The organism is Paenibacillus glycinis, from assembly GCF_009909185.1.
GTDB lineage: Bacteria > Bacillota > Bacilli > Paenibacillales > Paenibacillaceae > Paenibacillus_Z > Paenibacillus_Z glycinis.
Genome location: NZ_JAAAMV010000002.1, coordinates 70,405 through 96,850 on the forward strand (window position 1 = coordinate 70,405; position 26,446 = coordinate 96,850).

Annotated in this window: 21 protein-coding genes; 9 read left to right on the forward strand and 12 right to left on the reverse strand. The window is 56.2% G+C overall.

Annotated features, from left to right (window positions below; all coding sequences use genetic code 11):
• Window positions 1–84 precede the first annotated feature (84 nt).
• Both GT019_RS04465 and GT019_RS04470 read right to left on the reverse strand, forming a co-directional pair.
• Complete coding sequence (locus GT019_RS04465) at window positions 85–1,350, reverse strand: ABC transporter permease (RefSeq protein ID WP_161741556.1); 1,266 nt, start codon at window positions 1,348–1,350, stop codon at window positions 85–87.
• A gap of 12 nt (window positions 1,351–1,362) precedes the next feature.
• Window positions 1,363–2,064 carry an ABC transporter ATP-binding protein gene (locus GT019_RS04470; RefSeq protein ID WP_161741557.1) on the reverse strand — a complete coding sequence of 234 codons (702 nt, stop codon included), beginning with the start codon at window positions 2,062–2,064 and terminating at the stop codon, window positions 1,363–1,365.
• A gap of 198 nt (window positions 2,065–2,262) precedes the next feature.
• Here GT019_RS04470 and GT019_RS04475 point away from each other — a divergent pair, with 198 nt between their 5' ends.
• The 4 genes from GT019_RS04475 (at window position 2,263) to GT019_RS04490 (ending at window position 4,752) form a co-directional block, all read left to right on the forward strand.
• Window positions 2,263–3,120 carry a class I SAM-dependent methyltransferase gene (locus GT019_RS04475; RefSeq protein WP_268896019.1) on the forward strand — a complete coding sequence of 286 codons (858 nt, stop codon included), beginning with the start codon at window positions 2,263–2,265 and terminating at the stop codon, window positions 3,118–3,120.
• A gap of 4 nt (window positions 3,121–3,124) precedes the next feature.
• The gene (locus tag GT019_RS04480) at window positions 3,125–4,066 is read left to right on the forward strand and encodes a hypothetical protein (protein WP_161741559.1); all 942 of its coding nucleotides are present in this window, start codon (window positions 3,125–3,127) and stop codon (window positions 4,064–4,066) included.
• A gap of 48 nt (window positions 4,067–4,114) precedes the next feature.
• Window positions 4,115–4,357: an NHLP leader peptide family RiPP precursor gene (locus GT019_RS04485; RefSeq protein WP_161741560.1), complete on the forward strand. Its 243-nt coding sequence runs from the start codon at window positions 4,115–4,117 to the stop codon at window positions 4,355–4,357.
• Window positions 4,358–4,515: 158 nt separating this feature from the next.
• Window positions 4,516–4,752: an NHLP leader peptide family RiPP precursor gene (locus GT019_RS04490; protein ID WP_161741561.1), complete on the forward strand. Its 237-nt coding sequence runs from the start codon at window positions 4,516–4,518 to the stop codon at window positions 4,750–4,752.
• A gap of 26 nt (window positions 4,753–4,778) precedes the next feature.
• Here the strand turns inward: GT019_RS04490 and GT019_RS04495 are convergent, their stop codons facing one another.
• Together GT019_RS04495 and GT019_RS04500 are read right to left on the reverse strand one after the other, a co-directional pair.
• Window positions 4,779–6,704, reverse strand: a complete 1,926-nt coding sequence (locus GT019_RS04495; RefSeq protein ID WP_161741562.1) for a sensor histidine kinase — start codon at window positions 6,702–6,704, stop codon at window positions 4,779–4,781.
• Between the two features lie 230 nt (window positions 6,705–6,934).
• Entirely contained in the window at window positions 6,935–7,654 is a 720-nt protein-coding gene (locus tag GT019_RS04500; RefSeq protein WP_161741563.1) for a YebC/PmpR family DNA-binding transcriptional regulator, read from the reverse strand.
• 176 nt (window positions 7,655–7,830) lie between these two features.
• On the opposite strand from GT019_RS04500, the gene GT019_RS04505 reads away from it, so the two are divergent.
• Window positions 7,831–8,331 (forward strand): hypothetical protein, encoded by a 501-nt coding sequence (locus GT019_RS04505; RefSeq protein WP_161741564.1) that lies wholly within the window; start codon window positions 7,831–7,833, stop codon window positions 8,329–8,331.
• A gap of 277 nt (window positions 8,332–8,608) precedes the next feature.
• Here GT019_RS04505 and GT019_RS04510 read toward each other — a convergent pair whose 3' ends face one another.
• Window positions 8,609–10,120, reverse strand: coding sequence for a flavin monoamine oxidase family protein (locus GT019_RS04510; protein WP_235946876.1), 1,512 nt, complete (start codon window positions 10,118–10,120; stop codon window positions 8,609–8,611).
• 369 nt (window positions 10,121–10,489) lie between these two features.
• On the opposite strand from GT019_RS04510, the gene GT019_RS04515 reads away from it, so the two are divergent.
• Window positions 10,490–12,061, forward strand: a complete 1,572-nt coding sequence (locus GT019_RS04515; protein WP_161741566.1) for an FMN-binding glutamate synthase family protein — start codon at window positions 10,490–10,492, stop codon at window positions 12,059–12,061.
• 286 nt (window positions 12,062–12,347) lie between these two features.
• The gene (locus GT019_RS04520; protein WP_161741567.1) at window positions 12,348–13,004 is read left to right on the forward strand and encodes an MBL fold metallo-hydrolase; all 657 of its coding nucleotides are present in this window, start codon (window positions 12,348–12,350) and stop codon (window positions 13,002–13,004) included.
• A 210-nt stretch (window positions 13,005–13,214) separates the two neighbouring features.
• On the opposite strand, the gene GT019_RS04525 is transcribed toward GT019_RS04520, so the two are convergent.
• Together GT019_RS04525 and icmF are read right to left on the reverse strand one after the other, a co-directional pair.
• On the reverse strand, window positions 13,215–13,766 hold the full coding sequence (locus GT019_RS04525) for a cob(I)yrinic acid a,c-diamide adenosyltransferase (RefSeq protein WP_161741568.1): 552 nt from the start codon (window positions 13,764–13,766) through the stop codon (window positions 13,215–13,217).
• 21 nt (window positions 13,767–13,787) lie between these two features.
• A complete protein-coding gene (gene icmF / locus GT019_RS04530; protein ID WP_161741569.1) occupies window positions 13,788–17,078 on the reverse strand; it encodes a fused isobutyryl-CoA mutase/GTPase IcmF in 3,291 nt (1,096 codons plus the stop codon).
• A gap of 515 nt (window positions 17,079–17,593) precedes the next feature.
• On the opposite strand from icmF, the gene GT019_RS04535 reads away from it, so the two are divergent.
• Both GT019_RS04535 and GT019_RS04540 read left to right on the forward strand, forming a co-directional pair.
• On the forward strand, window positions 17,594–19,774 hold the full coding sequence (locus tag GT019_RS04535) for an amidase family protein (protein WP_235946887.1): 2,181 nt from the start codon (window positions 17,594–17,596) through the stop codon (window positions 19,772–19,774).
• 117 nt (window positions 19,775–19,891) lie between these two features.
• On the forward strand, window positions 19,892–21,541 hold the full coding sequence (locus tag GT019_RS04540; RefSeq protein WP_161741570.1) for an S-layer homology domain-containing protein: 1,650 nt from the start codon (window positions 19,892–19,894) through the stop codon (window positions 21,539–21,541).
• 317 nt (window positions 21,542–21,858) lie between these two features.
• Here GT019_RS04540 and GT019_RS04545 read toward each other — a convergent pair whose 3' ends face one another.
• The 5 genes from GT019_RS04545 to GT019_RS04565 all read right to left on the reverse strand — a co-directional run bounded on the left by GT019_RS04545 (window position 21,859) and on the right by GT019_RS04565 (window position 26,425).
• Entirely contained in the window at window positions 21,859–22,419 is a 561-nt protein-coding gene (locus GT019_RS04545; RefSeq protein ID WP_201755242.1) for a methylated-DNA--[protein]-cysteine S-methyltransferase, read from the reverse strand.
• 258 nt (window positions 22,420–22,677) lie between these two features.
• Window positions 22,678–24,252: an MDR family MFS transporter gene (locus tag GT019_RS04550; RefSeq protein ID WP_201755243.1), complete on the reverse strand. Its 1,575-nt coding sequence runs from the start codon at window positions 24,250–24,252 to the stop codon at window positions 22,678–22,680.
• Window positions 24,249–24,671, reverse strand: coding sequence for a MarR family winged helix-turn-helix transcriptional regulator (locus GT019_RS04555; protein WP_161741571.1), 423 nt, complete (start codon window positions 24,669–24,671; stop codon window positions 24,249–24,251). Before GT019_RS04555 ends, GT019_RS04550 begins: the two co-directional genes overlap by 4 nt.
• Window positions 24,672–24,929: 258 nt before the next feature.
• Window positions 24,930–25,181: a YolD-like family protein gene (locus GT019_RS04560; RefSeq protein WP_161741572.1), complete on the reverse strand. Its 252-nt coding sequence runs from the start codon at window positions 25,179–25,181 to the stop codon at window positions 24,930–24,932.
• 164 nt (window positions 25,182–25,345) lie between these two features.
• Window positions 25,346–26,425 (reverse strand): DUF4041 domain-containing protein, encoded by a 1,080-nt coding sequence (locus tag GT019_RS04565; RefSeq protein ID WP_201755244.1) that lies wholly within the window; start codon window positions 26,423–26,425, stop codon window positions 25,346–25,348.
• Between the last annotated feature and the right edge of the window lie 21 nt (window positions 26,426–26,446).

The window sequence follows — 26,446 nt, forward strand, 5'->3', positions numbered from 1 at the left end:
TCGAAGATAGATGGACGGCTTCAAGTCAATTACCCGCATCATGCCAGTGTTAAAAAACAAGCCCTTGCACGTCGGCGACGCCGATCAAGCCTCCTCGGCTTTGCGGTCCGACAGCAGCATCGTCGACGTGACGATGCTGTTGATGACGATCCAGATCAGGACGCCCGGGACGATCGCCAGCAGCCCCCATGCGCCGTACGCCTTCAAGCCGCAGATCATGCCGAACAATCCGGCGGACGGCACGACGAGCCAGAACCGTACCCGTCCGGCAGACTTGCGCTTGACGGCATCCGGCCAGCGAAACTGCGCGAAATACGGCTCCGCCATCATCCCCCGCCAATGGGACGTGATCCAGGTCGAGAACAGCAGCATCAGCGCGATCGCGACATAGGGTTGGATGACGGCCGGCGTCAGAATCAACCCAACGGCAGAGAGCAGATTGAACGCAAGCCAGGTGCGGACCAGCGGAAACCGTCTGACATAGGCTTTGATGATCATTTCGCCGAGCAGGGTCTCGCCGTCGAAGCGCTTGAAGATGCGCTTGGAATTGCGAAGCAGCAGCGGACGGCGAAGCCGGATGCGAGGCTTGCGTTCCATGACGTTGCGCAGCAGAAACTGCGTGCTCGCCAGCCGGGCCAGCTGTTCCTGCTGCGTGTCCGATTCGAACGCATCCCTGGCGCGAAGCTTGACCCGCAGCAAGAGCGCGAACGCTGCCGCTCCGATCAGGATGGGCGGCAGCAGGCGCGCGGGCGAGCTGCCCCAATAGATCATCGGGATCAGGTAGGTGATCGCGAGAAGCAGCAGGACGGCCGTTTTGACGAGCCATTTGCGGAAACCCGAGAAACGGGCTTCGAGCAGGTTCCGCCACACGGCGCCGATGCACGCCCACGCCCAGGTGTAGACGATCATCGTGACGAGCGTCGCGGCCGAGAAATGATGGACCGCCACGAAGAAGGGCAGCAGCACCGCGTAGACGAGGGCGGTCAGGAACAGCAGCACGGCGGCGGTATACGCCGCGCCCCGCAGCATCATTCCCCTGCCCCATGTTCGCCTCTGCAGCAGGAACAGCACGTCCGCTTCTTCCGCGAACGTTCGCAGCCGGCCGACGAAGACGACGACGAGCGGCAGCCGTTCTCCGGTCCACATGGGCAATTGCCGCAGCCAATCCGGCGGATGATGCCAGATGTCCAAGTACGTGCCGCCGCCGATCCAGAGCAGCGGCAGGATGAAGTACACCCACACCGTCCAGTCCAGCGCCGTGCGCCACGCTCTCCATTGTTCCGCCCAGAAGCGCTTCAGCCGGCGGCGGAAGAGCGTTCCGACGCGCCAATTAACGGCGAGATCCCGCATCGCATTTCCCCCTTATGTCAGCGCGTAGAAGCAGTCGGTCAGCGGCGCGTCTTCCGCGCAGCCTGCCTGCTCACGGATTTCTCCGAGCGTGCCCTTCGCGACGACGGAGCCGTCGTTGATGAGTATGATGCGATTGCAGATACGTTCTGCGGTGTCGAGCACATGCGTGCACATCAGAACGCCCGCGCCCCTGCGGCGTTCGTCCTCCAGCAGCTCCAGGAAATCCCGCGTTGCCCGCGGATCGAGCCCGACGAACGGCTCGTCCACGACGTAGACGTCCGGCTTCAGCAGGAAGCCGATGATGAGCATCATTTTCTGTTGCATGCCCTTGGAGAAGCCCGTAGGGAGCTTATGCCGCTCGCCGGTCAACCGGAACCGCTCCAGCATCGTCTCCGCGCGCTGCAGAAACGTCGCTTCATCCAGCTCGTATGCTGAAGCCGCCAGCTGCAGATGCTCCCACAGCGTCATGTATTCGTAGAGCACCGGCTGTTCCGGCACATAGGCGTATCGCCCCTCCTCGCCGCCGAAGTTCACGCTTCCGTCCACGTAGCGGATCAGTCCGAGCAGGGACTTGATCGTCGTGCTCTTGCCGGCGCCGTTCGGGCCGATCAAGCCGACCAGCTCGCCGGCTTCGATCGAGAACGCGATATTCCGGATGATCTCGGCATCCGCGGCGTATCCGGCTTTCCGGATATCTACCTCTAGCACAGCCATAATTCGTCCTCCATGCGGCAACCGCCGTCTTGTTAGTCTTGCTTAGGGTCTCGCTGGCATTTTCCCTCCATCATATCACCTTACGGGAGGCGTTACGAGGGCACGGCCCTGTGAAACCTCTTCGTGATGATTTTCGATTCCCAAACTTGTAATTAACGTACAAAGACATCAAGCGATTAGATATTATTTAAAATTACATTGTTCGACAAAAGGGTTCGGCTTTATACTAGAATAGACAATGACATCATTTGGAAGGGAGCTAAAAAACTGAACGCTGCTGAATCAACCCTACTATTCGACAACATGCTGACACTGACAACAAAGCTATTCTTTCAACAAGAGGATTCACTTCTGCATCGTGAATATTTGAGCCACGCTTCCAATTTATTGGATATTGGGTGCGGAAACGGGGCTTATCTGGAAGAAATAAAACAACATTATCCACACTTGCATTGTATCGGATTAGAGAAAGATGGACGTATATTCCGTTATGCGGAGCAACGCTCGAAACCCGGTCTGGAGTTCGTTCATGCCGATTATCGCGAAATGGCGGCTCCGGCGGCTCCGTTTGATGTCGTGATTGCACGCTTAATCGTTACGCATTTAACCGATCTCGAGCAATTTTTCGCTTGGCTCGGTTCCATTACTCATGAGACGTCGACGATTATTATAATCGACTTGGACGATGCTGCTACAGGTCCCGCGCCTCCCGCATGCCTTCCTCTTTTCGAGTCGTTGTTCCGAGCTTCGCGAAAAACGCTATTAGATCGCTATCCCGTTCCGCTCGCCAAGCGGATAAACGACGCGATCGTGAAGGTAAGCAATATTCGGATAGAACTGAAGTCCTACCGTCGGAATGTCGAAGACCTGGAATCAAAAACGGATATGCACAGGTATATGGAAACCGTTACGAAAATCATGCAAACGGGATTTCTTTCAGTCGAACGCAAACTGGAGTTGGATCGTTGGCTGCTTGATGATGCCAGTTCATACCAAGCTGGGATGTTCGCACTAATCATCCAACGTGCTCAATTACATTTATCGAGAGGAACATAGGCCTATGTTATGGAGAACGGACTACGTACAAGAACTCATTTATGTGTTCGGAGAAGCAGAACGGCTTATACAAAACTACCCGGCCCCGTTGAACGTCAAAGGTTTGGACTATTTGCAAGCCTTTAATCCGCTCAATCCCGCAAGTACCAAGAATCATATTTGCTATCTGCTTCCATTCTGGATGAAACCAGTGACGAACTTAGAACCTCAACAATACCGTGACCTGTCGCTTGCGAATGTGTTCGTGATGCTCTACTTCTTTATTCAAGACGATTTGATGGATACAGCTCCATCCGACTGGAAAGAACAACTTGCATTGGGCAATCTGTTTCATCTAACCATGCTGGATCTCTACCGTTCTTTGTTTGAAAGTAAGTCTCCATTTTGGAATCACTATCGAACCTATGTCATCAATTGGTCTTTGGCGGTTGCGTATGAGAGTCCATTAAGCAGTATTTCTACGGCAAAACTGGCTCAGAAAGCGGCTCCCGTTAAACTGGCAAGCACAGGCGCGCTTTTCCTGGCTGGTAAAGAGGATCTTGAACCTAATGTTTCCGAAGCGGTCGATCTGGTACTGGCGACACTGCAATTTTCTGATGATTGGGTCGACTGGGAAGAAGATTTCGATTTACATAACGCTAACAGCTTAGTTAGCATGATTGATTCCGAAAGGGCGGATGCATTAGCGCCGCTCACAAAAACAGACATCAAGAATGCCATACACATTAATGGCGCTCTCACGAGATTCTCGCGGTTGGCAGCAACAAATGTCGAATCTTTGGCATCGCTTTCGCTGACGCTCCCTCACCTTGCGGCTTTTCAAGATAATTTGGCCAGTAATCTCGCAAAATCGGCAGACCAATTGGAGGAGACGAAGAAGCTACTATTAGATGGCGGGTTTACGCATTGGTTGTCGAAAAATGTTGCTAGTCAACCCAGCAATTAACATGGTAAAATGTTACTGTAATAATAATCCAATAAAGGTGGTAAAGAAATGACAACATCGACAAATGCAATTAAAGAACAAATCATTGAAAAAGCATGGAACGATACTGCTTTTAAAGCAGCTTTGGTCGCTGACCCTAAAGCTGCTTTACAAGAAGCCTTCAACATCGAACTTCCTGAAGGCGTGCAGCTCTCGGTAGTTGAAGAAACCGCAGAAAGACTTGTTCTTTTCATACCTCCTAACCCAGTAGAAATGGCAAAAAAGTCGGACGTTATTACATACACCTGGTAAGAAAAACGTCATAGAAAAATCAAAGGGATCGCCAGATTTGGCGGTCTCTTTTTTGTTATCATAAATTGTCGTAAACATTCGATAAATGATGGATTTCGCATTATTTTAATGGTACAATTTACCCGGTACAATATTCCTAATAACGAGGTGTGAAAAACATGTCAAAGCAAGAACTTTCAAAACAAATTATTGAGAAAGCGTGGTCTGACGAGGCTTTCAAAGCGAAGTTGTTGGCTGATCCGAAAGAAGCATTGAAAGAAGCTTTCAATCTCACGATTCCAACGGACGTAGAACTCATTGTCGTTGAAGAAACATCTACCAAACTAGCGTTGGTTATTCCTCAACATCCTTCCGATGATGCAAAGACAGTCGAACCAGTTGGCGATACTTGGTAAGATACATAATCAAACAAACGCGAAGGTCATACTGAGACCTTCGCGTTTGTTTGATTAACAAATCTTGAAGCCGGGAATCGAATCATTGCTTCTGTTCCAATTCCTTTCTGGCTCTTAAATTCTAAAGTTCCTTGCATGACTTCTATTATCCGGAACGTCACCATAAGCCCCAGCCCCGTTCCCTTCGTCTTATTAGAAAAATAAGGTTCTCCCAATCGTTCAAGTATTCTTTCATCCATCCCACTACCGCTATCAGCTATATGAATGACCACTTGTTCTCTTTCCTCGTAAGCCCAAATTCGTACGACTCCAGAGCCTTCCAAAGCTTCTATGCTATTTTTGATGATATTAATGATCGCCTGCTTAAGTTTAGAGGAATTACCCATTATTTTAAGCGACCGCGGTACGCTAATTTCAAGTCGACCGCCTTGAAGATTAGCAAGCGGAACGATAATTCCTTCAACATGCTTAAACTCATCTGCTAAATTCAGTTCATTAACGTGCTCCATCTGAGGCTTCGCAAAGGTAAGAAAATCGGTAATTATCGTAGATGCTCGATCTAACTCGTTAATTGCTAGTTGATAATAATTCTCGGAACCCTCCTTTACTTCATGACGTTCATCAAGCAATTGAAGCAAGCCCCTGGTAACTTGAAGAGGGTTTCGAACCTCATGCGCTACCGATGCTGCTAATTGACTGATGATTTCCATTTTCTCGGATCTTTGGAGCTCCGAATTATAGATTTCCAAATCTCTCGAATAGCTAATGATAAGTTTGTGCTGATATGCAAACCTTCGTCCCAACAAAACGATGAGCGAAAGTACGAAAGCAGTTAGACCCCATTTCCACCATGACAACGTATACGTCTGGGATGACGCATAGAATAAAATGAGTTCCGAGACACAAGTGGAAGCAAAAACTGCCAACCCGATCGACAGGATAATGGAATCGATATTGCGCTGCCAAAGTTTGCGTATAAGGATCATGAGCATCAAGATAAATTGAAGCATCATGATTGTCCCGGAGATATTAACGGATAAGAACCGATAAGCGGTATGGAATTGATTATCTGTAGCCCTGTTAATGACAAGCGCTAAAATGCACAATAGTGAATAAGCAATTCGAAAGCGACGGAAGTAAGTTACGATGTTACGATAGCCGCCCCCAAACAAAAGCTCGAAGAAAATAATTAACGATGGCAAGAAGAGGTATAAGGAAATATCGAAGATACTCTGATACAGAAAACCATACTGTCCGTAGAATGTATAAAGGAATGGTGAATAACCAATCAAAAGGCCGCCAATCGGCAGAATAATAAAACAAAGGGACAACCATATCTTAAGTTGATTACGCCCTAAAAACACGGAACAAACAAGCATAACGAATGCTACGAAGATGTAGGCACTTCCTAAAATAATATCGAGCAAATCCATTTTAGCATAGCTTCTTACCAGTTCTTGATAATCAGCAATGTTTATTTCACCATTTATACCTAAGCGGTCAATTTTACTTTCAAGGTGCAAAAAAAACTCTTTCCCCGAATCGACTTCCTTTAAAGGAATCAAGACGCGATTTAAATCGAACGAATGTTCCCTTTCGGTGTGAAACACTATTTTGCCACCTAGAAAAACCGTTACATTCTGGCCATAAACATAAGGCAAGAAAATTCCTTCGTTATCTTTCAACTCAGGAAGTTTTAATCGAATCCATGCGGAATCAATATTATCCGGTTTGGATAGCATGGGATCTTCTTTATTGAGAAGCTTCCAATTGCCGGCCGAGACAGCTTGGTCCGGTGTTTCAGATCGATCCGACGCCTCTTCCCACCGTAATTGCCAAGAAATGCGAGAATTTTCTGCATTGATTGAAGGCGCTCCAAACACAAAATTCGGAAGAGAAGTTAGCATACAAAGCATAGTTATTACTACGAAAGAAATTCTTTTTAGCTTCATACGAGCCGGCACCTCAGACTTTTTGGATAAAAGCTTATACCTTCCTTGATTCGACAATTTTCACGGTTTGCCTGCTATAAAGTTCGACAAACGCTAAATTTTACATTCCGGCGCGCCCGCGTAGGTCTATTTTACCTCAAACCGGCGATGAATGGCATAAAAAAAGCCGCAATATCGCGGCTTTTGTCTAAACAAGCTTATTGATGGCGAATGCGGGGCAAGCCGAGAAACTAGTCCTCGAACTCGACGTTATGATACACCTGCTGCACGTCTTCCAAATCCTCGAGCATGTCGATCAGCCGCTCGAACTGCGCTTGCGATTCTTCCGGAATCGTCACGTAATTCTGGGCGAGCATCGTTTGCTCGGCTACGGTGAATTCCGTGATGCCGGCTTGCTTGAACGCTTCCTGCACGGCTTGGAACTGGTTCGGTTCCGCGTACACGATCACCGCCTCGTCTTCCTCCACGATGTCCCGGACGTCGACGTCCGCTTCCATCATCAGCTCCAGCACCTCGTCGACCGATTTGCCTTCCACGCCGATCACGGCAGTCGCCGTGAACATGTAGGAGACCGAACCGCTGACGCCCATGCTGCCGCCGCACTTCGTGAAGGCGGAGCGCACTTCCGGCGCCGTGCGGTTGACGTTGTTCGTAAGCGCGTCGACGATGACCATGGATCCGTTCGGACCGAAGCCTTCGTAGCGCAGCTCGACGTAGTTCTCGTCCGAGCTGCCCTTGGCCTTCTCGATCGCGCGGTCGATGATCGCCCGCGGCACGTTATATGTTTTCGCGCGCTCAAGCACGAATTTCAGCGATTGGTTGGATTCCGGATCCGGCTCGCCCTTCTTGGCGGCTACGTAAATTTCAAGTCCGAACTTGGCGTAAATGCGACTGGTATTGGCGTCCTTGGAGGCTTTCTTTTCTTTGATATTATTCCATTTGCGACCCATCTTGGCTCATTCCCGCTTTCTTTGGATTTCGACTGCCATAGAACATTACGATGTATATTATTGCATTTTCGACCGCACTTGAACAAGCTCTCGCGGGAAAAATGCGTCGAAATCCGCTCGGATGCATGCAACTTTTCCCTTCCGACGCCTGTCTGGAAAGAAAAGGGGGAATCGGGATGGTACGCAAACCGCATTTTGCTTTGACCTTGGCGGCCTGCTTATGGCTGACGATCCCGCTCCTGGCCGGCTGCGGGATCGAATACGCCGGCAGCGGCACAAGCCCAGGCGCGGCCGATGCTGCGAACCAAGCCGCATCGCCGATTAACCGGATGTCGGACAGGACGCCGCCGTCGCCGAACATCACGGTCCAAGGCAAGAGCGTCGGCATTGACCTCACCGGTTATACCTGGTGTCCGGCCAGCGGCGACGGAACCTGCGCCAGCGCGGCTTTTTCCATTGCCGCGATCAGATCGACGAAAGTGCCGGCCGGTTCACGGATTCGCCTCGTAGCGCCGGAAGGCGTCGAAGCCGTATCGCTCGCCAATTCGATCAAAGGCTTTCTCGGCGATCCCCATGTCGTTCCGAGCGCGAAGGGCACCTATGTATACAGCGTTCATTGCAAATGGAGCTTCGATCAAGGCGAGTCCGACTATTCGTTCGCGCTGGAAGTCGTATGAGGAAGCTGCGGAAGCTGCGTCATCGCGCGGTAGGCGAGCGGGTATCCATGGCATGGAAAAGGCGGCCGACTCGGCCGCCTTTTCTCGTATGCGCATGCTTGCGCCTGCCGCTCCGCCGCGCGTTCAAGTACCCGCGCGCGATTGGCAAGTCCTATCGATACGCGCGTCGTCCCTTCTGCGCAGCAAATGCATGAAATTCAGATTCCCGTCAGCTCCTGGAACTCGTACTCAACCTTCGGCCCGGCATCGATCCCGTTCGCGCAATTCCGTCCGTCCGTTACGGCGCGCCTGCGGCCCAATCGGCGATGATCTCCTTCGCCGCGCGTTCCCCGCTCTCGACCGCCCCGTTCATATAGCCCTGATATTCGATCGAGGTATGCTCGCCCGCGAAATGGCAGCTCCCCCTTGAACCTTCGCGTTCCATCTCGACCCCCGCAAACGCCGTGTACTGACCGATGCGCCGATACGAATAGGAGCCGAGCGAGTACGGATTGCCGAGCCAATAATCGCGCGCCGCCTTGCCGTTCCACTTGGCCGACAGTCCCGGGAGGAGCGGCTCGATCTGCTGCAGGAAGCCGTTCGCGCGCTCTTGGACGCTCCCCGTGATCAGGCCTTCGCCGATGCTGCCGCCTGTATAGTCCACGAGCATCCCGGACTTGCCGGGCTGGCCGCGGACGACGTCGAACGTATTCTGATACCCGGTATCGGCGATCGTGTCCCCGTTCGAGCCGAGCGCATGCCAATGCCGGTCCGTGAATTGCAGGTGCAGCTTGCTGTTCGTGCCCATGCCGAGCTCGCGAATCGCCTCGAGCTTTCGCGGCGTGAACCCGGCCCTTCCGATGTCGACGGACGACCGCAGGATGGAGAAAGGAAGCGTCAGCACCACCTTGTCCGCTTCGACGTCGAACGCGTCGGCTCCCCGCCGCAAGGTCAGCCTGTAGCTGCCGTCCGGGTTCTCCGCGACGGCGGTCAGCCGCGTCCCGCGAACGAGGCTCGCTTCCGGCAGGTTGCCCGTCAGGCGATGGATCAATTGCTCGTTGCCGCCGCGGACGTGATACCGCTCGTCGGACAGTCCGAACATGCGGAAGGCATCCTCCTCCTCCAGCAGCCCATGCAAATAAATGAAATTCAGCGCGCTCTGAACGCCGGATTCCGCGCCGTATTCGATGTTGCAGGCGATGTCCAGCAATCGCCCGAACTTCGACCGCATTCCCCCGGGGACGGACGATTCGATCCAATCGGCGACGGACATCCGGTCGAGTTCGAGCCCGCGCGGCGTATAGCGGTCATAACGCGTCGGGAAACCGGCGAGCCGCAAATCCCGGTTGATGGCGGGCATGACCGCTTTGAAATCCTCCGCCGCTTCGGCGAACGAATACGGCGCCCCGTCGAAATAGTAGCATGGCGCCGTTCCCGGCGGTTCGGCCGCGAGCAGATCGATCAGCGGCAGCCCCAGCTCGCGCGCGAGGCGGCGAACGGCGCGATGGCCGGTGTCGATGAGCATCCCTCCCCGCTCCGCGACCTGCCCGTCGTCGAATTCGTCGTAGCGCGTGCTGACCCGGCCGGCGGCGGGCTTATCGTCGGCTTCGTAGATCACGGCGTCGTAACCGGCCAGCCGCAGCCGATACGCGCAGGTCAATCCGGCGAGACCGGCGCCGACGATGACGATCCGCGGCTGCGGCGTTCCCGCTCCCCCCGAGCCGCCGGTTCGCGTCCGATTCTCCGGCTGTCGCGAGCGCAGCGGCTTCTCCGGCGCGCTCGAGCCGCCCTTTTCCAAGCGTTCGAGCATCGTCTGGCGATGTTCCGCCCGTTCTTGCATAATATGCGTTATCGAGACATTCCGATTTTGCGAGGCACCTGCAACGACATACATTTCGCGAAGCAATCTGGCTAGCGGTGTGCGCGGCATGCTATCATCCTTCGAAACTCGTATTTGCTTGTCTGCAAGAGTTGTCATGCTTCAGCATATGCAGGCCGCAAATGAGGGGCATTACGCGTCCGTCTGTTTTTCATCGTTTTCATAGATTTATCGGCCGGCCGGACGTCGGGGCAGCTTCGGCGCGAACGGGCGGACGGCGTCATGAATCAAACCGCCGATTCGTGGTAAGATATACCTGGTTGAATCGCGGTTATTTTTGTCATCTGGAGGTTATTTCGCATGCTTTCGATTATTCTGATCATCCTGCTCGTCGTCTTCCTGGTTCCTCCGCTCGCCTTTTTCGGTTACATGTTCATCCTATCGAAGCAACCGAAGCATTCCATCATCCGTTCCCATCCGTTTCTCGGCTGGGTTCGCTACTTGCTGGAGAAGCTCGGGCCGGAATTCCGGCAATATTGGTTCGATCACGATACGGAAGGCAAGCCGTTCTCGCGCGCGGACTTCGTCGGGCTCGTCTACGCGGCGAAGTACCGCACGGATCTCATCTCCTTCGGGGGCCGGCGCGATTACGAGAAGCCCGGTTATTATTTGTCCAATGCCATGTTTCCTAAGCTGACGAGCGAGCTGCGCATCGACAACGCCGCCATGCAGCCGGGCCGCAGATATGTCATCACGGACGAAGGCTTGATCACGCGGAAGGAGAAAATCGTCGAGGAGCAGGTGAAGCCGTGGCTGCTGCATGACGAGGATGCCATCGTCGTGGGCGGGGCGCGCCGCGAGCCGTGGCGGCTGCGAGGCTTGTTCGGCGCGTCGGCGACATCCTTCGGCGCGGTCGGCGAGCGCTACATCCAGTCCACGGGGAACGGGGCGCGCATGGCCGGAGGCTCGTGGATCAATACGGGCGAAGGCGGCGTCGCGGACGTGCATCTCGAGACCGGCGCGGATATCGTCGCGCAGATCGGGCCGGGCCTGTACGGGTATCGGGACCTGGAAGGCCATTTCTCGCTCGAGGCGTTCAAATTCAAAGCGTCGCTGCCCCAAATCAAAGCCTTCGAGCTGAAGTTCCATCAAGGCGCCAAGATCCGCGGCGGCCATCTGGAAGGCGCCAAGGTGACCGAGCCCGTCGCGAAAGCCCGTCTCGTGCCCATCGGCAAAACCGTCAATTCGCCGAACCGGTTCGAATTTCTGACGAGTCCGGACGAAGCGCTCCGGTTCATCCATACGCTCCAGGAGGAAGGCGGCAAGCCGGTCGGCGTCAAAATCGTCGTCGGCGATCCCAAGCGTCTCGAGCCTTTCTTCCAGGCGATGCTCGACCTGGACATTTACCCCGACTTCATCACGGTCGACGGATCCGAAGGAGGCTCCGGCGCCACGTTCAAGGCGATGGCCGACGGCATGGGACTGCCGCTCTATGCCGCCCTGCTCATCCTCGACGATACGGCGCGCAAATTCGGCGTCCGCGGAAAGTTCAAGCTGTTCGCCTCAGGCAAGCTGATCACGCCCGACAAAGTCGCGATCGCGCTGGCGCTCGGCGCAGACGCGGTCAATTCCGCGCGCGGCTTCATGATGGCGAACGGCTGCATCATGGCGATGCAATGCCATACCGGCAAATGTCCGACGGGCATCACGACGACGGACTCCAAGTATCAGGAAGCGCTGGCGCCGGAAGAGAAGCAGTGGCGCGTCATGAACTATATCCTGCAGATGCGCGAAGGCTTGTTCTCGCTGGCGGCGGCCTGCGGCCTGCGCAGCCCGGTCGAGCTGCGGCGCGAGCACGTCGTCTTCACCAACGAGAGCGGGCAAAGCACGCGGATCGTCGATTTGTTCCCTTACCCGGACGCCGCGTCATAAGCCGGGCGAACCGATTCCACCGAAAAACGCAGCCTCCCGGCTTGAAGCGGGGGCTGCGTTTTTCGGTTGCGCTCGTTAGGTCACGCCAACCTGATTCGTTGGTGCGGACGATTAAAGTCATTGACTGCTCGGCAAGCCAGCATCGGAGCGCGCAAGTCGGCATGCATGCCGCCCGGTTCCTCTATCCAGGACATCTACGCTTCCTCCGCCTCGCGTCTCCGTCTTTGCCATCCGCCGTTATATGTGCTATTATTTGCACATATAACGTCAAAGGCGGTGGATTGCGATGAACATCATCTGGTACGGTCAATCCTGCTTTCTCCTCACCTCCGAGCAAGGCACGCGCGTCCTGATCGATCCTTACCGCCGTTTCCTCGGCTACCGCATGCCGGTCGTCGAAGCGGATCTGGTCCTCGTGACGCACGACCATCGGGATCATAATCAGATCTCGGCGGCTTCCGGCAACTACAGGCTCGTGAGAGAGCCCGAGCCGATAACCCTCCGCGATGTCTCGGTCCGGGGAGTGCGGACGTATCACGACAAGCAGCAAGGCGCGAAGCGCGGCCCCAATCTCGTCTTCGTCATCGAGATGGACGGACTTGTCTTCTGCCACTGCGGCGATCTGGGCCATCCGCTCTCGGCGGAGCAGGCCGCGTCGATCGGACGCGTCGACGTTCTCGCCGCCCCTGTCGGCGGCAAGATGACGCTGAACGGCGCCGAGGCCGCGCTGGTCGTCGGTCAGCTGCAGCCGTCCGTCGCGATCCCGATGCATTACCGCACGAAAGCCACCGGCATCATCGGCCGAATCTTGTTCGAGACGGCGGATGCGTTCATCCAAGCCGTCGGTTCTCCCGTCGACAAGGACGTACGAACGCTTGTTCTGAATCGAGACGATCTTGCTGCCAAGCCCCGGGTCGTCCAGCTGGACTACCTCCATAGTTAGACCAAACCGGGCTTCCGCTGGCAAATTCGCGTTCGCCGTCTTGCCTCGCGCAGGTAGCTGCGTAAGGCGAGACGGCGCGAGAAGGCTGGCGACCTACTAAGGAGGTTACAGTCGCAGCGTGCAAGGCATACTCCTGCGACATTTTAGCTCGTGGGATTCTTTTGGCTTGTGGCTCCTAAGGTTTCAGTGACTTTTGCGGCTCGTATACGTCTACCCCTGATGCAACCCCGGCTCGGCCATGCCCGCCCGATGATTGACATGCCTGGCCGCGACGAACAGCAGGTCGGAGAGCCGGTTCAGATAGGAGAGAACGGCCGGATTCATGTCCTCGTCCTTCCATACCACGACAGCCAGCCGTTCCGCGCGCCGTACGATCGTCCTGGCCGCGTGCAGCGCGGCGCCGCACGGATGGCCGCCGGGCAGGATGAAGTTGGAAAGCGGCGGCAAATCGGCCTCCATCTCGTCGATCCGCGCCTCCAGATACCGCACGTCCTCCTCCGCGATCGGCCATGCGACCTTTAAGCGCGACGGCGTCGCCAACTCCGAGCCGACATGGAACAGCTTCGTCTGCACCGTATGCATCAGCTCCCGGAATGCCGCCCAATCCTCCCGCTGTCCCAGCGCGGACAGCGCCACGCCGATCATCGAATTCGCTTCGTCGCAGGTGCCGTAGGCATCGACGCGCGCGGCGTACTTGGGCACCCGCTTCCCGTGCACCAGGCTGGTTTGCCCTTTGTCTCCCGTTTTCGTGTAGATCTTCATGGCCATCCTCCTCGATTGCGCCTACGTATTCCGCCGGTACTGACCTCCGACTTCGTATAAAGCGCCCGTGATTTGACCGATGGACGCGTATCTCACGACCTCCATCAACGCCTCGAACACATTCCCGCCCGCCGCCGCAACCTGCTTCAGGTGAATCAGCGCCGCCGCGCTCCGGTCCTGATGCTTTAACCGAAACGCCTGCAAAGCGCGAATTTGCTCCCGCTTCTCTTCTTCCGTCGAACGGGCCAATTCAATGTCGTACCGGTTCTCGCCCGGATTCGGATCGAGAAACGTATTCACCCCGACGATCGGCAGCGAGCCGTCGTGCTTGCGATGCTCGTATTCCAGCGATTCCGCTTGGATTTTGCCCCGCTGGTACCCGGTTTCCATCGCCCCGAGCACGCCGCCGCGTTCGTGGATGCGTTCGAGCTCGAGCAGCACGGCCTCCTCCATGAGATCGGTCAGCTCCTCGATCACGAAGGACCCCTGCAGCGGATTCTCGTTCCTGGCCAAGCCGAATTCCCGGTTAATGATCAGCTGAATCGCCATCGCCCGGCGCACCGAGCTCTCGGTCGGCGTCGTGACGGCCTCGTCGTACGCATTCGTATGCAGGGAATTGCAGTTGTCGTAGATCGCCATCAGCGCCTGCAGGGTCGTGCGGATATCGTTGAAATCCATCTCCTGCGCATGCAGCGAACGCCCGGAAGTCTGGATATGGTACTTGAGCTTCTGGCTGCGCTCGTTCGCTCCGTATTGCTGCTTCATCGCCGTCGCCCAGATCCGGCGGGCAACGCGTCCCATGACGCTGTATTCCGGGTCCAGGCCATTGCTGAAGAAGAACGACAGGTTCGGCGCGAAATCGTCGATCCGCATGCCGCGTGCCAGATAGTATTCGACATAGGTGAAACCGTTCGCCAGCGTAAAGGCCAATTGGGTGACGGGATTCGCGCCGGCCTCCGCGATATGGTAGCCGCTGATGCTGACCGAGTAATAGTGGCGCACCCGGTGGTCGATGAAGTACTGCTGAATGTCCCCCATCATCTTGAGCGCGAACTCCGTGCTGAAAATGCACGTATTCTGCCCCTGATCCTCCTTGAGAATATCCGCCTGCACGGTACCGCGCACCGCCTGCAGCGTCGCTGCCTTGACAGAGGCGTACTCCGCGTCGTCCGGCCGCCGCCCGTGCTTCGCCGCGAACCGATCGGCCTGCTGGTCGATGGCCGCGTTCATGAACATCGCCAGAATGACCGGCGCCGGGCCGTTGATGGTCATCGAGACGCTGACCGCGGGATGGCAGAGGTCGAAGCCGTCGTACAGCTTCTTCATGTCGTCCAAACAGCAGACGTTCACGCCGCTGTTGCCGATCTTGCCGTAAACGTCGGGACGGTCGCTCGGGTCCTGTCCGTAGAGCGTGACGCTGTCGAACGCGGTGGACAATCGTTTGGCCGCGTCGTTCCGGCAGAGATAATGGAAACGGCGGTTGGTTCGCTCCGGCGTGCCCTCACCGGCGAACTGGCGCTTCGGATCCTCGTCGGCGCGCTTGAAGGGGAAGACGCCCGCCGTATACGGGAAGTAGCCGGGCAGGTTTTCGAGCAGCATCCAGCGCAGCAGGTCGCCGGCTTCTTCGAACCTCGGCAGGCTGACCCGCGGAATTCGGCTGCCCGACAGCGATACGCTCGCGAACTCGGTCGTCGTTTCCTCGCCGCGCACCACGGCGGTCAGCCGGTCTCGCCGGTATGCCTCGCTGATCGCCGGCCATTCCGCCAATCGCTTCCGGCATTCGGGCTGCAAGCCCGCTTCGCAATCGGCGATCATGACGCGCAGCTTCTCCGCGAACGCGCTCGCCTCGTCGCCGGACAGAAGCCGTCCGCCGTCCGCTTCGATCAGCCGTTGCGTCCCCTCGAGCCATGACAGCCTTCGGGCGACGGCAGCTTGCTCCTCCGCGAAAGCCCGGTAACGGCGCACCGTCCGAAGGATCTCGCCGAGGTAACCGGTTCGGTCCGGCGGGATGATCCTGTTCGTCTTCGGCGCGTTTCCCGCTATCGCGTTCGAAGAACCCGCTTGATGAAGGATCGGCCAATTCGCGCCCGTCTTCGCCGCCACGATCCGCATCAGCGCATGGAAAAGCGCCGTGGTGCCGGGATCATTGAATTGGCTCGCGATCGTACCGAACACGGGCAGCCGTTCATCCGGCCCGTCGAACGATTGCCGGCTCCGCCTGTATTGCTTGCGCACGTCGCGCAGGGCATCCTCCGATCCCCGGCGTTCGAATTTATTGATGACGATGGCGTCCGCATAATCGATCATGTCGATTTTCTCCAGCTGCGTCGCGGCTCCGAACTCGCCGGTCATGACGTACGCCGACACGTCGCACAGATCCACGATGGCTGCGCCGCCTTGCCCGATCCCGCTCGTCTCGAGAACGACGAGATCATAGCCCGCCCGCTTGACGATCGCGATGGCGTCCTTGGCGGCTGCGCTGATCTCGGACTTGGATGCGCGCGTCGCCATGCTCCGCATGTAGACCCGCGCATCCTCGATCGCGTTCATGCGAATCCGGTCGCCGAGCAGCGCGCCGCCCGATTTCGTCTTGGTCGGGTCGATCGACAGAACGGCAATCGAACGCGCCGGATAATAAGCGAGAAACCGGCGAACGAGCTCGTCGGTCAGCGAGCTCTTGCCCGCGCCGCCCGTCCCCGTGATGCCCAGCACCGGGACCGCCGGAATATCGGAGCGCAGCGCCTTGAGCACGGCTTCCTCGGCATCGTTCAAGCTCGCGTTCGCCGCCTGTTCTTCCGCAAGCGTGATCAGCTGCGCGACGGCATTGCGGTTGCGGTCCTTCAACGCGCCGAAAGCCTGTTCCGCCTTCCGCGGCGTCTCGCGGTCGCAGACCCGTATCATGGCGTTGATCATGCCCTGCAGGCCCAACTCCCGGCCGTCGTCGGGCGAGAAGATCTTCGCGATCCCGTATCGCTGCAAGGCCTCGATCTCCGCAGGCACGATAACGCCGCCGCCGCCCGCGAAGATCCGGATATGTCCCGCGCCTTCCCGAATCAACACGTCATGCATGTAGGTCAAGTATTCGACATGCCCGCCCTGATAAGAGCTCACGGCAATCCCCTGCACGTCTTCCTGAATGGCCGCGTTCGTCACTTCCAGCACGGAACGGTTATGTCCGAGGTGGATGACTTCGACGCCCGACGCCTGGAGGATCCGCCTCATGATGTTGATGGACGCATCGTGCCCGTCGAACAAGGCGGCAGCCGTAATAAAACGAACATGGTGTTTCGGGCGATAAACTTGCGTCTCCAAGATTCCCTCCGCCCTTCCGTCCAGCTGTTTCCGCTGCGACTCGTTGTTACCCCTTACTACGATATTCGCGGCCGCGCGAGAGGATGCCGCAGCCGGTGAAACGGTTTCATCAGCCTTTGCATGCGTTCATTCGCAGGCGGCTGCCCGCTACCCCATGGCTGCAGCAAGGCGAATTTGGATAATTAATGGCGTTTAGCATTATAAATTTAATGTCACTATATCTAACATATACACTGTGCATTTAACGCTACTCTGTACTAAAGCGATAAAGGGAGAAAATAGGTAAAAAATGCAGGATAATGGCAGATTTAAGGTGTTTTTCGGGCAAATATCTCATTTGATTTGATTTGCTATCTTAACTAATATAAACGGTAGATTTGAAGAGAGATACAAAGGGGGAACGACATATGTAAGATATATGTCAATTTAATGGCTCAATGACGTTACTCGTTCTCAATCGAAAGTTATCTTAGTTCACATTCAAGACTGGCTTGAGCCAACCCGAGGAGGACGCCATGATTAAACCGATTTTGAAAACCGCCAGCCTTCTGTTACTGAGCACCACCTTCATATTCAGCACGCCTTTCTTGGATTCCGGGGCTTACGCCGACGTTTCGAGCTCGCCCCCCGTTCAGGAACAAACGCAGGCTCAGTCGCCGACGGCGATGGTCCGGCTCACCGGCCCTTCGCTTGCCGCGATCGACGAATCCTTCACCGTGAACGTATCGCTGACGGGCGCGACCGGAGCGGCGACCGCGGGTAAATTCATTTTCGAATACGACCCTTCCCTGTTCGACTACATATCCGCGGCGGCGGCCGATCCGGCCGTCAGCATTGCCGGGGAAAACGCCGAGTTCGGCAAAGTCACTATCGTGACGACGGATACGACGGGCAGCTTGACGACGGTCGGCTCCATCCTCGCCTTGACCTTCAAAGCCAAGACCGCCGCGGACCTTAGCGGCATCAGCGGCACCGTGGAACTCGGCATCGACGACGGCAGCACCGTGCAAACGCCGGAGGAGTCGCTAGCCGTTCAAATCTCCGGCGCGGCCGAGGGCGATCTAAACAGCAACAGCGTCATCGACGTCGGCGACCTCTCCGTCCTGATCAAGTATTTCGGCATCGACTCGACCGATCCGAACTGGCCGAATGCGGCCAACGGCGATTTCAACAAGGACAATGTCATCGATCTGCAGGATCTGGCTTCCCTGGGCAAAAAGGTGCTCTACGACAACGGCCAGCCGTTCCAGCTGATGGAAGCCGACATCATGAGCATTCAGAACGCCATGGCCGCCGGCAAACTGACCTCGGAGCAGCTCGTGCAGATGTATCTGGACCGGATCAACGAATACGACGACGACGTCCATTCGCTCATCACGATCAATCCGGATGCGCTGGCGACCGCGAAGGCGCTGGACGACGAGCGCAAGGCGCAAGGCCCGCGCGGTCTGCTGCACGGCATCCCGATCATCGTCAAGGATAACTACGACACGCTCGGCATGCCGACGAGCGCCGGCTGCACCTGCCTGAAGGACAACCAAACGGTCAGCGACGCCTTCATGATCAAGAAGCTGAAGGATGCCGGAGCCATCATCCTGGCGAAAGCCAATCTGAGCGAATTCGCCATCAACACGGACACGCTCAGCTCGCTCGGCGGGCAGACGAAAGATCCGTACGATCTGACCAAGAATCCCGGCGGCTCCAGCGGCGGCACGGGCGCGTCGCTCGCCTCCAACTTCGCCGTCGCCGGTCTCGGCACCGATACGGGCGGATCGATCCGCATTCCGTCTTCCTGGAACAGCATCGTCGGCATCCGTCCGACGATCGGACTGACGAGCCGCGACGGCATCATCCCGCTCGCGCTGTCGCAGGACGTCGGCGGGCCGATGGCCAGAACGGTATCCGACGCCGCCATCATGCTCGACGCGGTCAGCGGCTACGATCCGAACGATATCGTCACGGCCGGCAGCGTCGGCAAGAAACCGGTCAGCTATACCAAATATTTGGACAAAAACGGCCTGAAAGGCGCGCGCATCGGCCTCGTGATGGACAGCAGCGTGATCGGAACCAACCAGGAAGTGCTCGGGCTGCTCAACAAAGCGGCCGAGGATATGCGAGACCAAGGCGCGACGGTGGTCGGCGTCAATATCCCGAACGTGGCCGACATTTTGAAATACCCGAGTCTGAGCGGCTATGAGTTCAAATTCAACCTCAACGCCTACCTGTCCAACCCGCGCTTGGTGGATCCGGCCGTGGTCCGTTATCATTCGTTGACCGACATCATCGCTTCGGGCACCGACTTCCTGCCGTCGCTGAACGGCACGCTCAACACGCGGAACAGCGTCGAATCGCTCGATACCCAGGAATACAAGGACATCGTGCTGTTCCGGACGCGCACGAGCCAACAGTCGCTGCTCAGCCTGATGGCCGACAACAATCTGGACGCGATCCTGTATCCGTCGACGACGGGACCGACCGGTTCGAGCTCCGGCAACGCCAACCGGCTCAGCCCCTTCTCCGGCTTCCCCGCGATCAGCGTTCCGGCCGGCTACGTGTCGAGCGGCACGCCGATCGGCATCGAGCTGCTCGGACGCCCGTACGACGAAGGCGAGCTGATCAAGCTCGGCTATGCCTACGAACAAGCGACGCATAACCGCGTGGCCCCGAAGTCGGTTCCGGCTTTGCCCGGCGATTAAGCTTAACGGAACGTGACCGGAGCGCGGAGAGACGGACAAGACCCGAATCCCCGCCTCCCGCTTCTCCCGGCCTCGCGTTCGCCGGCGTTTTACTATACGAGAAAGGACGAACCACTTATGGCGCGTAAACGACTTTCCCTGCTTGCGACGATCTGCTTGGCGATCGCCATGCTCGTCCCCCGATACGCGATGGCCGCGGCCGAATCGCCTTCCTTTTCCGTGGTGTCCGACAACAATGCCGTGAACAGCGGCGACGAAATCACGGTGACGGTTAAAGGAAGCGGCCTGCAAGACCTGTATGCCTTCGAACTGCACGTGTACTACGATACCGCTCTGCTGACGTTCGAGACGGGCAGCGAGAAGACGGCCGCGGTCGGCTTCGGTACGCCGGTCAAGGTCATCGACGACGGCGGCGGCGAGTCGCATCTCGTGTTCGCCCACACCAAGACGGGAAGCTCGCCCGGCGACAGCGGCGATCTCGATCTGGCGTCCTTCACGTTCAAGGCGGCCGCCAATGGCATGGCCAACGTCGAGGTCAGAGAGATCCGGCTCGTCGATTCCCGGCTCGCAGCGAGTTCCGTTGCCGACGATTACCGCACCGCGATCCAGATTGGACCGTCAAGCGGCACCGGCACGGGCCCGATCGGCGGATCCTCCGGGGGCACGACCGCCGATCCGGCAGGCACGTTAACCGTCACGAACGATCAATTGCAGGATGACGGCACCGGCCATGCAACGGTCAATGTTCCGGAATCGGCTACCGTGATCAAGCTGCCCGCCAATGCGGGCGAGCTGCTCGGGAAAGCCGCGCTGAACGTCGTCACTTCAAACAAGGCCGCGCTGGACATCCCGGCCGGCGTGTTCGCCGAGCTGAAGCGGCCATTGACAGCGGCGCAGCTGCAAGGCGGCTCCATCGCCTTGATCGTCAAGCCGGTCGCTGGCAAAGATACGCCCGCGCTTGGCACGGACGCTACGCTTAGCGGTGGCCGCGTATTCGAGCTGAAGCTGCAATGGATCGCGGCGGACGGCACCGCGTACGACCTGCATCAGTTCAGCCAGCCCGTAACGCTTCGCTTGCCGGTCGACGCTTCGATCGATCCGAAGCTGGCGTCCATCTTCTATCTCCCCGATAGCGGTAAGCCGGAATTCATCGGCGGGACGTACGAGAATGGCGTCTATGTCGCGCAGATCACGCATTTCAGTTCCTACGCGTTGATCGAGATCGACAAGCATTTCTCCGATGTGCCCGCCGGCTACTGGGCTTCCGGCGTTATCAAGGAGCTCTTCGCGAAGCAGATCGTGACCGGCACGACGGACGCCGCCTTCGAGCCGGCCCGCAGCATCACGCGCGCCGAATTTACCGCGCTGCTCGTCCGGGCGCTTGGCTTGAAGGCGGAAGGAACGCCGGCCTTCGCGGATATCCCCGCCGGCGCCTGGTATGCGGCCGACGTTGCCGCCGCTTACAAAGCCGGCATCGTGCAAGGCGTAAGCAGCACGGCGTTCGCTCCCGGCGCCGATATCACCCGGCAGGAAATGGTCACGCTCGCGATGCGGGGCTATGCATTATTGAACGGCAAGCCTGCGGTTACGGCGACCGCTCCGTTCAAGGACGAAGCCTCCATCGCCGCGTGGGCGCTGGATAACGTCAACAAGGCCGCGTCGCTCGGTCTCGTCCAAGGACGGGCGGCGGGCGAATTCGTACCGCTTGGCACCTCGACCCGCGCCGAAGCCGCGCAAATGATTTACGGCGTATGGAATAAGCTGTAAATCGGCTCAACGGAGCGAATCGAAGAGATGCCGCCCGCGGCAGCACGGAAACGGCAAAAACGGAAGGGAACCTGTCCATCGGTTTCCTTCCGTTTTTTTGCGTTTATTTGCAAGTCGCGGATCTCGGGAGCACGTTCCCGTTCCCGCCTGGATTCGCATTCTCCCGCCCTACTGCCTCGGAGTACGATTCCTAGACCTGCCATTGGCAGCCGCTGTTTCGCGCTTAACGAATCGCCCTTCGAATGCGAGAAAAACGCGCAAGCCGGCGGTCAACGGCGTACGCGTTTTATTTAGGCTGTTTATCGCCGCCCACAATTTCAAAATCGAAACCGCGCGTGGCCATTCTTGTTAAATGCATGAAAGCCCTCCAGACGAAGCAATTCCTCCTTGACCTTCAGTCCGCCCCTGAAGCCGGTGAGCGCGTCGTTTTTGCCGATGACGCGATGGCACGGAATGACGATGGGAACGGGATTCGCCCCGTTCGCCGCGCCTACCGCCCGAACCGCCTTGGGATGGCCTACGGCGCCGGCGAGCTCCGAATAACTGCGAGTCTGGCCGAAAGGAATCCGGGTCAGCGCCTCCCAGACGGCCATTTGAAAATCGGTGCCGCGCAGATCGAACGGCAATTCGAATGCGGTGCGCTCTCCGTCGAGGTACTCCCGAAGCTGGCGGACGTAAGCGGACATCCGCTCCGGCGCCTGGATCAGCACGGCATTCCCAATCTTTCGCTCCGCCCATGCCCGCAGCGTGGCGAACGATTCGTTCGGCAGCGTGATCGCGCATAATCCGCGCTCGGTCGCGGCCAGATAAAGCGGCTGGTCTTGGAACGACGAATGCAGGAAGCTTTCCCAATAGACTTCGGTTGCGTTTCTGCTCATGATGGTCTCCTTCTTCTAATCGCGATACCGTGAATCTATCACACGCCGTGCCTGGCGGCAAGGGCATGCAAGCCTCCGGATCAACCGCGCATCGCAAAATGAACGGCGCCGTCGATTGAAGAGCCCTAAAGAACGGGCATTATCAAAACGAGGCCGGCGGCGGCAGCGGCGCCGTCTAAGGTTCAGCTTTATTTTGCCGGCAAGCGCAGACGAAAAAAAGCCAAGTCTCGACCGAGACTTGGCTGGAGGAAAGAAAAATCACATCATTTCGGCTTCGACCTTAACCGCCGGCGCGCCTTCCGCGCGTTTCGGCATCCGCAGCTTGCCGTAGAAGATCGCCGCGACCAGACCGATCAGGACCACGACGATCCCGATGACGAATACCGAGGTCACCGCGTCGCTCAAAATGTTTTGCAGCGCCGAAAGCAGTTTGGCCGGTATTTGCGCCTTCACTTCCGGTTGAAGCAACGATTGCGGGTTGCCCAGCTGAGCGAACTGATCGGCGGGAATGTCTTGGAAATCGTTTCGAATGTCCGCGATTCCGCTCGTCATCTTGCTGGACATGATCACGCCCATGATGGCGACGCCGACCGTGCCGCCGATGGAACGCGTGAACTGCGTCGTAGACGTGGCAACCCCCCGAAGGTCATGGCCGACGGCGCTTTGCGCGGCGATCGTCAGAACCGGCATCAACGCGCCCATGCCGCCGCCGACGACGATCATGTAGAGGATCAGCTCGAAGCTGCTCGTATTGACGCTCATCTGCGACATGAAGAAGTATCCGACCGTCATGACGGCCATCGCGGTCACGACGATCGACCGGTAGCTGACCTTCGTAATGAGCCGGCCGCCGATAATGCTGGATAGGATCAACGACAGCATCAGCGGCGTCAGAATATACCCGGAATTCGAAGCCGACGTGCCGATGACGGCTTGCGAGAACAACGGGATGTACGTGATCGCGCCGAACATGCCCATCCCCATCATGAAGCCCACGACGCTCGATACCGAGATCGCGCGCACGCTGAACAGCTTCAGCGGAATAATCGGTTCTTTGACGATTCGTTCGATCCAGAGGAATGCCAAAATCAGCACGATGCTGGCGCCGAATAAGCCGAGAATCTGCGGGGAATCCCAAGCGTACTTCGTCATGCCGCCTTCGGCCGTGCCGCCGCTGCCGCCCATCTCGATGGCGAGGAGGAACGCGACGACCGCGCCGGTAAGCGTGGCGGCACCGCCCCAGTCGATCGATTTCTTCTCGGTGCTTTTGGATTCCTTGAGCGAGACGGATAAAATAATGGCCGCGAAAATACCGAACGGAAGATTGATGTAAAAAATCCATTGCCATGCCAGGTGGTCGACGATGAAGCCGCCGACAGCCGGGCCGAGCACGCTCGACAAGCCGAACACGGCGCCGAAGATGCCCTGCATCTTGCCGCGGCGGTCCGGAGGGAAAATATCGCCGATGATCGTCATGGCGATCGGCATCAAGGCGCCCGCCCCGATCCCTTGAATCGCGCGGAAGACGATCAATTGCGTCATGTCGTGCGACAAGCCGCAGAGCGCGGAGCCGACCAGGAAGAGCGCCATCCCGATCAGGTAGACGAGCCGTCTGCCGAACAAATCCGCCAGTTTGCCGAAGATCGGCACGGCCGTCGTCGAGGTTAGCATATAAATCGTGAATACCCAGCTGTACAAGTTGAATCCGTTCAATTCGGCTATGACATGCGGCATGGCGGTCGACACGATCGTTTGATCGAGCGATCCGAGCAGCAGGCCAAGCATAAGCCCGGTCACGATCCAACGGATCTGCCGAGGACTGATGTTCGTCATCGTTCCACTTCCTTGTTGTGAGTTGATTTGTCGTCCAGCGCATCCAGCAGCAGCTTGAACGCATCCAGGACGACGTCCAGTTTGGACTCTTCCAGCTGCCCGACGATGCCCGTGAACCATTCGTTGCGCCGTTGCCTGGTCAAGGTAACGGTCTCTTTGCCCTTCGCCGTCAAACTAAGCCGAACGACTCGGCGGTCGTCCTCTTGGCGCGCGCGTTCCACGAGGCCGAGCGCGGTCAGCTTGTCGGTCAGCCCGGTCGCCGCGCCCGACGTGATGCCGAGAATCTTGGCGACGTCGTTGACCCGGCAGGTTTCGGCATGATGCAGGTAAAACAGGACGAATATCTGGCCGTTCGCCAGATGCAGCGGGTTTTCCACCGTTTTCAGGCTGTTCTTCGCCTTCTGGGACCACCGTTCCATAATAAGCTGCAGCTCGGAGAGTTTGGCTTCTTTCGTGCTTGAATCTCCTATCGTTTTCTCCCTCCGTTCAGAGCATGACATCCATCGCGCGGCCGATATCTTGTCGCTTAAATAACTTAGCGATTAAGATATTTAACTTCTAAGACGTTATAACAAATCAAGTTATATGTCAATAGTTATATATAAAATCCAACCTTCCCAAACGAAAAAGGACCCCCGTTCCGGCCGCGCTGCGGACAAGAACAAGGATCCGTTCGTTTAGTGCCTTGGGTAGTTCACTTGCATGATATCCATGAAAGGCACCTTCTCCATCCCTTCGGACGTCGCCACGTGGACCTTCCCGGTCCGCGAGTCCATCGCGATGATCTGCCCTTGCACCGACTCGTCCTTCCCCCACACCGACAACACGATCGTCGTCTCCTCGTGGAAGGCCTCGCTCAATTGATTGCCTAATTCCTCCAGCACGAATTCGTCCCGCGTCGGACGTTTCGGAATCTTGGGTTTTGCCAACTTACTCACGCTCCGCTAGTTCTACTTGTATAAAGCCTAACTTCTAGTATACAACAGAACGGGCCTTCAGCGGCATAGTTCGAGACATTTCTCTGTTAGACAAATACGTACGGGTCCTGCGGCTTTTTCTTAAATCGCGGCCGATCACCTGTCACTTCTTAATTTTATTTGGAAGAAGCGGCTGCAACTTCCCGCAAAGCAACATAGTTTATTCTAATGTTTCTTAATTTTTCAGTCTCTCGATACTCTTCAGCTGCGGCGGTCTTAATAAACTCGACTGTTTCGTCATGATTTCTTTTAATAACTTCCTCAATCTCGTTTAACGAAACGTTAAAATATTCTCTTCTGCTATTAATAGCATTTACCTTTCGCGATTCGAATTCTCTATGTAAGGCCGTTTCTAATCTTGGAGCATCATTTGAAAAAATCATAGCATGAACATCGAAATTAAATGGAACCGACGCATCTCCAAGTTCACTAACTCTATCATAAGGATCTAATCTTCTCGTCATTCCAATTTTATAAATATCATTTCCGAATGAGCCAATATTCGAGATAATATATACATACCCCGCTCTTTGGTTGGCCTCACGGTAATCAACCTCTTTAATTTGCTTTTCGATTTCGACTAATTGCGATTGTAATTCATTTATCTTACTTTGAAGCAGTTGTTTTTCATCCTCGTTTTCGCAATCACTAAACTGCTTTTTTGCTCGATCAAGCGCATTTAAGTAATGCTTTTTTTCTTTCTCTGCCGTTTTCCGTACTTCTTCTATTTCACGTTGAAGCTTGGCCTCTTCTCGCATTTGCTCTTTCAGCATTTTCTGTGTCTCTTTTTCCTCTTGTTTTTTTAATTGATATTCATAAGCCAAATGCAATTCTTCCAATTTGTATTTTTTGTATTGAGGAGAAATAAGCACATTCATTATTTTCCCAAGCTTATTAATCGTTTCAAACGACTTATTTATGCGTTTTTCGCTTAATTCGATGTTATTGAATTTCACTCCGTCGACACATGCGTCGCATTCGTTATTAAAAGAACGAAGTAGAAGTTTAATCATGTCGTTTACCATTTTTCGCCCTTCGGCTACGTTGTTATTTACCGTCCAGTTTTGATTTCCGGATGCCGCCTTCCCTTCTCTAATCATATCTTTTTGTTTATTTCTAATTTGTTCAAGGCGTGACTTGTATTCTTCACTATTTTCCAAATCATACTTTGTCTTATATAGAGCAAAAGACTCCATAAGTAAAATGTCATCTAAGAC

Excerpts from the sequence above, each read along its gene's own strand:
- GT019_RS04540 (WP_161741570.1), top strand. The coding sequence starts at position 19,892 with ATGGCGCGTAAACGACTTTCCCTGCTTGCGACGATCTGCTTGGCGATC.
- GT019_RS04480 (WP_161741559.1), top strand. The coding sequence starts at position 3,125 with ATGTTATGGAGAACGGACTACGTACAAGAACTCATTTATGTGTTCGGA.
- GT019_RS04485 (WP_161741560.1), top strand. The coding sequence starts at position 4,115 with ATGACAACATCGACAAATGCAATTAAAGAACAAATCATTGAAAAAGCA.
- GT019_RS04520 (WP_161741567.1), top strand. The coding sequence starts at position 12,348 with ATGAACATCATCTGGTACGGTCAATCCTGCTTTCTCCTCACCTCCGAG.
- GT019_RS04500 (WP_161741563.1), bottom strand. The coding sequence starts at position 7,654 with ATGGGTCGCAAATGGAATAATATCAAAGAAAAGAAAGCCTCCAAGGAC.
- GT019_RS04555 (WP_161741571.1), bottom strand. The coding sequence starts at position 24,671 with ATGGAACGGTGGTCCCAGAAGGCGAAGAACAGCCTGAAAACGGTGGAA.
- GT019_RS04495 (WP_161741562.1), bottom strand. The coding sequence starts at position 6,704 with ATGAAGCTAAAAAGAATTTCTTTCGTAGTAATAACTATGCTTTGTATG.
- GT019_RS04505 (WP_161741564.1), top strand. The coding sequence starts at position 7,831 with ATGGTACGCAAACCGCATTTTGCTTTGACCTTGGCGGCCTGCTTATGG.
- GT019_RS04510 (WP_235946876.1), bottom strand. The coding sequence starts at position 10,120 with ATGCTCGAACGCTTGGAAAAGGGCGGCTCGAGCGCGCCGGAGAAGCCG.
- GT019_RS04465 (WP_161741556.1), bottom strand. The coding sequence starts at position 1,350 with ATGCGGGATCTCGCCGTTAATTGGCGCGTCGGAACGCTCTTCCGCCGC.
- GT019_RS04545 (WP_201755242.1), bottom strand. The coding sequence starts at position 22,419 with ATGAGCAGAAACGCAACCGAAGTCTATTGGGAAAGCTTCCTGCATTCG.
- GT019_RS04535 (WP_235946887.1), top strand. The coding sequence starts at position 17,594 with ATGATTAAACCGATTTTGAAAACCGCCAGCCTTCTGTTACTGAGCACC.
- GT019_RS04550 (WP_201755243.1), bottom strand. The coding sequence starts at position 24,252 with ATGACGAACATCAGTCCTCGGCAGATCCGTTGGATCGTGACCGGGCTT.
- GT019_RS04490 (WP_161741561.1), top strand. The coding sequence starts at position 4,516 with ATGTCAAAGCAAGAACTTTCAAAACAAATTATTGAGAAAGCGTGGTCT.
- GT019_RS04470 (WP_161741557.1), bottom strand. The coding sequence starts at position 2,064 with ATGGCTGTGCTAGAGGTAGATATCCGGAAAGCCGGATACGCCGCGGAT.
- GT019_RS04525 (WP_161741568.1), bottom strand. The coding sequence starts at position 13,766 with ATGAAGATCTACACGAAAACGGGAGACAAAGGGCAAACCAGCCTGGTG.
- GT019_RS04515 (WP_161741566.1), top strand. The coding sequence starts at position 10,490 with ATGCTTTCGATTATTCTGATCATCCTGCTCGTCGTCTTCCTGGTTCCT.
- GT019_RS04565 (WP_201755244.1), bottom strand. The coding sequence starts at position 26,425 with ATGGAGTCTTTTGCTCTATATAAGACAAAGTATGATTTGGAAAATAGT.